The 6,828-nt window shown below is 55.3% G+C and carries 5 protein-coding genes; 1 reads left to right on the top strand and 4 read right to left on the bottom strand.

All coding sequences use genetic code 11. From position 1 onward, the window contains the following. Positions 1-278 precede the first annotated feature (278 nt). On the top strand, positions 279-1,574 hold the full coding sequence (locus C6A40_RS11650) for an MFS transporter (RefSeq protein ID WP_008502198.1): 1,296 nt from the start codon (positions 279-281) through the stop codon (positions 1,572-1,574). On the opposite strand, the gene C6A40_RS11645 is transcribed toward C6A40_RS11650, so the two are convergent. From C6A40_RS11645 to tapT, 4 genes are all read right to left on the bottom strand, one after another. Next, positions 1,571-1,894 (bottom strand): YfiM family lipoprotein, encoded by a 324-nt coding sequence (locus C6A40_RS11645; RefSeq protein ID WP_008502197.1) that lies wholly within the window; start codon positions 1,892-1,894, stop codon positions 1,571-1,573. The genes C6A40_RS11650 and C6A40_RS11645 overlap by 4 nt on opposite strands. A gap of 45 nt (positions 1,895-1,939) precedes the next feature. Beyond that, on the bottom strand, positions 1,940-3,295 hold the full coding sequence (pssA, locus tag C6A40_RS11640) for a CDP-diacylglycerol--serine O-phosphatidyltransferase (RefSeq protein ID WP_023294337.1): 1,356 nt from the start codon (positions 3,293-3,295) through the stop codon (positions 1,940-1,942). 110 nt (positions 3,296-3,405) lie between these two features. After that, positions 3,406-6,069, bottom strand: a complete 2,664-nt coding sequence (locus C6A40_RS11635) for a bifunctional acetate--CoA ligase family protein/GNAT family N-acetyltransferase (RefSeq protein WP_045335350.1) — start codon at positions 6,067-6,069, stop codon at positions 3,406-3,408. Between the two features lie 35 nt (positions 6,070-6,104). Continuing rightward, positions 6,105-6,803, bottom strand: a complete 699-nt coding sequence (gene tapT / locus C6A40_RS11630) for a tRNA-uridine aminocarboxypropyltransferase (protein WP_045335349.1) — start codon at positions 6,801-6,803, stop codon at positions 6,105-6,107. Positions 6,804-6,828: the final 25 nt, after the last annotated feature.

Below are 6,828 nucleotides of genomic sequence, written 5' to 3'. Positions count from 1 at the left end.
CTCAGAAGTGAAACGCCGTAGCGCCGATGGTAGTGTGGGGTCTCCCCATGTGAGAGTAGGGAACTGCCAGGCATCAATTAGAAGAACCCCGTACCGAAAGGTGCGGGGTTTTTTGCTTTTATCTCCATCCTGGCCTTTCTCTTAATCCCTTATCCTGCTAATGGAATGTGTGATCCCTGTCGCAATGTTATTTATAACAAAATTATAACATTTCATTTACGAGGTTATTGAGCCTTCTGGCTCAATACGCCGCAGTTTATGGCAGGAGCATAATCACAATGACAGAAAGCATGACATCACACGGGACGCTGGCTCACAGTGATACCCGAAGAAGGGTATGGGCAATCATCAGCGCCTCTTCAGGGAATCTGGTTGAATGGTTCGACTTTTACGTCTACTCATTCTGTTCACTCTACTTCGCACATATTTTCTTCCCATCCGGCAACACCACTACACAGCTGCTACAAACGGCTGGGGTTTTTGCCGCAGGATTTTTAATGCGACCCATCGGGGGCTGGCTGTTCGGCCGTATTGCGGATCGTCGAGGGCGTAAGGCCTCGATGCTGATCTCGGTGTGTATGATGTGCTTTGGCTCGCTGGTGATCGCCTGCTTACCGGGATATGAATCGATTGGCACCTGGGCACCGGCGCTGCTTTTGCTGGCCCGCTTATTTCAGGGATTATCGGTGGGCGGTGAATACGGTACCAGTGCGACCTACATGAGCGAAATTGCACTGGAAGGCCGTAAAGGTTTTTACGCCTCATTCCAGTACGTCACGCTGATTGGTGGTCAACTGCTGGCCATTCTTGTGGTGGTGATCCTGCAGCAGATTTTGACGGACGAACAACTTCATGCCTGGGGATGGCGAATTCCTTTCGCAATGGGGGCAGTGCTGGCGATTGTCGCACTTTGGCTACGCCGTCAGTTAGATGAAACCTCTCAGAAAGAGGTCCGGATGCTGAAGGAGGCGGGAACATTCAAAGGGTTATGGCGTAACCGCAAAGCTTTCCTGATGGTGCTGGGCTTCACTGCGGGTGGCTCTCTCAGTTTTTATACGTTCACCACCTATATGCAAAAGTACCTGGTGAATACCACCGGCATGCACGCAAACGTCGCCAGTGTGGTCATGACCGCGGCGCTGTTTGTTTTTATGCTCATACAGCCGATCGTCGGTGCTCTCTCGGACAAAATTGGCCGACGTACCTCAATGCTCATTTTTGGCGGATTATCGGCATTATGTACCGTTCCCATTCTGACAGCGCTTCAGCATGTCTCTTCACCGTATGCCGCCTTTGCGCTGGTGATGGTGGCGATGGTGATTGTCAGTTTCTATACCTCCATCAGCGGGATACTGAAAGCCGAGATGTTCCCGGCGCAGGTCCGTGCGTTAGGGGTGGGGCTCTCTTATGCGGTAGCCAACGCGGTGTTTGGCGGATCGGCGGAGTACGTCGCGCTGTCGCTTAAATCATGGGGAAGCGAAACGACATTCTTCTGGTACGTAACGGGAATGGGGGCACTGGCGTTTGTTGTCTCCCTGATGCTGCATCGCAAAGGGAAAGGCATTCGACTTTAATAGCGCGCCATCTGCCATACGGCATAACCGGTCGTTGCGCCGGCGACATCCCAGGCGAAATCTTTCCAGCTCCAGCCGCTCCCTGCGGGGCGGCTATCCCACAGTTCTTTTGATGCCCCAAGACCTACTGAGAACATCAACCCGATCGCCGCGCTACGATCCCGGCTGTATCCCTGGTGCTGGGCATATTCATTACCGGCTGCGGACAACATCGCGGAAGCGAGGAAATGCTGTGCTTTGTCCTGTCCGGACCAGCTATCGTTAGCCATATGGCTACAGCCACTCAGGAAGAGCACACTCAGTACCAGAGGAATACGCATCAACGGGCTCCATAAAAAAGCCCTGCGGGTGACAGGGCCTGGATATTACAGAATACGGCTGATAAGTCGGTCGATACGGATACGACGTAAGCGGCGAATAAGCTTGCGAACTTTTACCGGATAATCGGCAATACTCTGCAGTTCGCGGTAGTGATTCACCACGGTCGTATGGGTGCGAATCAGCTCCAGCTCGCGCTCACGTTGGGCGGCTAACTCATGCTGCGGGTCATGGATCAGGATAGCGTTTTCCAGATCCAGTCGCCATGCGCGCGGGTTCAGGTTGTTACCTGTCAGCAGCATCCACTCATCGTCGACCCACATGCCTTTGAGATGGTAACTATTGTCTTCATCTTTCCAGAGACGCACAACCAGCTGGTCAGTGTTGACGTAATACTGTAAGCGGCTCAGGAAACGACGCAGGTTAATCTCATAGAGATAAGGCAGCGCACCAATGATTTTGAACGGCTGATCTTCGGGAATGAAGAAGTCATTTGCCGTTTTATCACCCACGATGATTTCCACTTTTTTACCCTCGCGCAGCAGCTGAATGATATTACGCACCAGCACGGCAGGAAGGTTGAAATACGGCGTGCAGATAGTCAGTTTCTGCTCCGCGCACGGCATCAGATGGAAAATCGTTTTGTTCAGCAGGCTTGATTTGCCGAGCCCTACCAGCGGGGTAACGGATAACTCTTCGTTGTTCGCATCGCCCTGGAAATGATAGACCGCATCGCGCAGCTCCTGGCGGAAGGCGCGAACATCGTTTTTGATCTCCGGGCTTTTAGGGCGCTCGGGATCGTCAAGACGATTAACGCCACGGCCATGAACCAGATTTTTATCAACCCAGTTGAACATGATATCGGCCATCTGCGGATTACGGATCAGATGGTAGCGGTCATAGCGATATTTATCGAGCTGATGAAGGTAGACATCATTGAGGCTGGCGCCGCTGTAAAGCACGCTGTCATCAATGATGAACCCCTTGAAATGAAGAACGCCGAGCGCTTCACGGGTATTCACCGGGACGCCATAAACAGGCACGTCAACGCCAGGATTTTCCTGCGCCGTGCGGCAATACCAGTCAGCATTGGTGTTTGATGCGGCAGCGCCAATACGGCCACGCTGGGCGCGATGCCAGTCTACCAGCACGCGAACATCCAGTTCCGGACGCTGACGTTTGGCTTCATAGAGCGCGTTCAGGATCGCGCGCCCGCCTTCATCCTGTTCAAGATACAGTGCCACAATGCAAATGCGTCGCGTGGCGCTGGCAATCTTTTCCAGAAGCGTCTCCCGAAAATGAGCGGGAGCGTAAAAGAACTCTACATCATCAACTGACTGAGAAATCTTCGGTAGTTGAGCAAGGTGTTGTTGATGTTTATTACGCTTAAATTTTGACAACATCACAGTGCGTTTCTTCTCTGTTCATTGAAGGGTTGTCTGTACTATGCAAACAACATAAGCGGACAATGATACCACCAGTCCCGTCCAAAGTGGGTAACATTTCCAGTAGCTTACTCGCGTTTGTCTGCTGATGTCAGACTGAGGGATAAGGCAACAATACCTTCGTCCAGCTGAATATCAACGTCAAACCCAAGTTTTCGCGCCAGGGTCACCATACCGCGATTGTTAGGCATAGTAATGCCATTAAGGCGTAACAATCCGTGATCTCGCGTATAACTGATGAGTTTTTCCAGCAGTCGTCTTCCCAGGCCCAGACCTTTAAGATCGGAGCGCACCAGCACGGCAAACTCCGCATCGACGTTATCCGGGTCAGAAATGGCACGCGTGACGCCGAGGATCTCATCACCCTTATCGGCGCGACGAACGGCAACAAACGCCATTTCTCGATCGTAGTCGATCTGGGTCATATTGGCTAAATCATCGTGGGTAAATTCGTTGATTTCGCTAAAATAGCGATAATAAAGATCCTCTTTCGTGACCTGAGAGATAAAGGCCCGCAGCTGGGGCTCATCTTCCGGCAGAATAGGGCGGAACAAGGCGCGTTCCCCATTTTTCATCTCAACCCACTCCTCCAGCTGCAGGGGATACGGGCGGATCGCCAGACGGCTCTCGCTGTCTCCTTCGAATGGCGCGATATCCAGGGTCACGTCCAGCGCCGTAAACTCATTGCCGGAGGCGAGCAGCGGATGAATGTCCAGCCGCTGGATCTCGGCACAATCCACAATCAGGTTAGAGACCTGTACCAGGAACTGACTTAGCCCGGCAATATCAAGCGGACGTAGCGCGCTCCGGCCGCGGATCTTTTTGCTTTTAATCGCCTGGATGATCAGATAACGCGCCAGGTTCATGTTCAGCGGCGGTAACGCCACCACGGCCTGCTCCTCCGGGCGCCACTCCACGCCGCCTTCACCCAGCATGATGAGCGGGCCGAAAACGGGATCGTGTTCGACCACCACGCGTAACTCCTGAGCGCCTGCGCGGTTAGCCATGCTTTGCACCAGCAAGCCGTGGATCCTTGCCTGCGGCCAGGCCATTTTGACCCGATCGAAGATGGCATCGGCTGCCTGCTGCACCTCTGCCGCCGTCCGCAGGTAGAGCATCACCCCCTGAACGTCAGACTTATGCGGAATATCCGGCGAACGCAGCTTCAGGGCAACCGGATAGCCAATCTGCTCGGCAATATGCACGGCCTCAGCGCTGTCGCAGGCGATCCAGGTCGGCAGGGTCTGCATCCCGTAGCTGCCCAGAATGGGCTGGACCTCATGCGTATCCAGCGACGTCGCGCCTTCTTCAATCGCCTGCTGCAACAGCCGGTGAACGTCAACGGTATTGGCCGTCAAATTCCCGGGCAACGCCGGGGTCTCGCGGAGCTGTTTCTGGTTGCGGCGATATTCCACCATATGCATAAACGCGGTTATGGTGCCTTCCGGCGTGCGGTAGGTTGGCAGTCCGGCTTCGCTGAACAGGCGTCGCGCCTCCTGCGAAGAAAACTCACCGCACCAGTTGGTGAGCAGGGTGACATATTTGCCTCGCGGATGATTGCGCACGGCATCAATGAGCGCGCGCGCGCTTTCGCTGCCCGGCGCGACCGCGCTGGGGGAGTGGATAATCATCAGCGCGTCGAGATCCTGGCTATCCAGCAAAATGGAAATGGCCCTGATATAGCGGTCGCTACTGGCGTCATCGCGTAAATCAAGCGGATTGCCGGGCGTCACGCTGGTCGGAAGCGCATCTTTCAGGCGCTGCAGCGTCTCTTCACTCAGCGTGGCCAGCTTGCCGAAGCGCCGCCACAGCTCATCCAGCGCGAGTGCGGCAGGGGCGGCGCCGTTACTGACAATCATTAACTTCTCGCCGCGCAACGGGCGCATATGGCTTAACGTTTCAACGGCGGAAAAAAGCTCGTGCGTATCCTGCACCCGCAGCAACCCCGCGCGCTGGATGGCGGCGTCCCAGGCGGGATCCATGCCGGAATGCGAATGCAGCAGACGCTGAGCCGCAGGGCTGCGCCCGTTTTTGATTACCAGGATCGGCTTATTGCGCGACGCGCTTCGCGACGCCGAGACAAAACGACGCGCGTCGCTGAGGTGCTCAAGATAAAGCAGAATCGCACTGGTTTTACCGTCGCGCGCCAGAAAATCCAGCAGCTCATCAACGTCGATATCCAGACTGTCGCCGAGAGCAATGAAGTAGGAGAATCCCATTTCACGCTGCTGCGCCCAGTCGAGGATGGTGTTCGATACCGCAGCCGACTGCGAGATAAACGCGAGCTTGCCTTTGCGGATCGGAACCGGAGAGAAGCTGGCATTTAAGCCCTGCCAGGGGGCGAGCAGGCCGAGACTGTTTGGTCCAAGAATGCGCATTTGATAGCGGCTGGCGCAGGCCAGAAGCTCGGCTTTCTGTTCAGGCGGAGACGAGAGAATAATGCAGGTTTTACAGCCTTTCTTGCCGAGCGATTCCAGCAGCTCCGGATTCCGTTTCGCGTTTGTACACAGTACGGCCAGATCCGGTACGAAAGGCAAGCTCTGTACATCAGGCCATGCAAGCACTCCCTGAACTGCCTTATACGCGGGCGTGACGGGCATGACGGGTCCATTAAATCCTCCGGCCAGCAGGTTGCGCATCATCAGATAGCCAGCACGATCCGGTTTCATTGATGCGCCGATGACGGCAATGGATTTAGGACGAAGTAGCGCTTCTAACCCTCGCTGGCTCATGCAGGCCTCCTGTGAATGCAAGCGACCTGATGATTTTAAACGCTTTCCGTCTCGGCTGCTGTGACGCTGCCCTTATGAACGGTTTTTCCTGCCAGATAGCGTTCCCGGAAACAGGAGAAATGGTTGCCCAGGGCGCCAGCCGCAGCGGTATCACCCGCCAGATCCAGAAGCGCAATGGCCACTTCGGCGGTGCAGTATTGCCCGTCAGCATGCGCTTCACGCAGGCGGTAGGCGGAGACGCGGGACAGATCGACAGAAATCACCGGCAGTGCGTCGAGATACGGGCTTTTGCGAAACATTTTTCGCGCTTCGGTCCAGGTGCCGTCCAGCATAATAAACAACGGCGGTTTACCGGATGGCGGCGTCGAAAGCACCTGGCGATCGACACCTGCATATGACGCGGGGAAAACGACCATCGGCTGATAGTCCGGGTTTGCCACTAAGTCGAGCAGGGCCTGAGGGGGCTCCGTGCGGGACCACTGAAATGCCGCGGTATCCGGCAGAATATCGGCAATCAGGCGACCGGTATTGCTGGGCTTCATCGGCTCGGTATCAAACATGACCAGACAAAAGCGGCTCTGGGCCGTACTCGGAGCCAGCGTCTCGCACAGGCAAACCTTCAGCGGCAGCAGGCAGCGCTGACAGCGGCGAATACGGTTACCCCGGGCGAGGAACGGTCGGGTGGCGCGCGCAAGGCGTTCGGCGCGTAATTGAAGAACAGCGTTATCAGTCATGGGCGAAATGCAGGAAAAACCCTAT

It is taken from the genome of Enterobacter sp. GER_MD16_1505_Eko_090 (assembly GCF_003331015.1).
Taxonomy (GTDB): domain Bacteria; phylum Pseudomonadota; class Gammaproteobacteria; order Enterobacterales; family Enterobacteriaceae; genus Enterobacter; species Enterobacter roggenkampii.
This window is presented reverse-complemented; position numbering and strand designations above follow the sequence as displayed.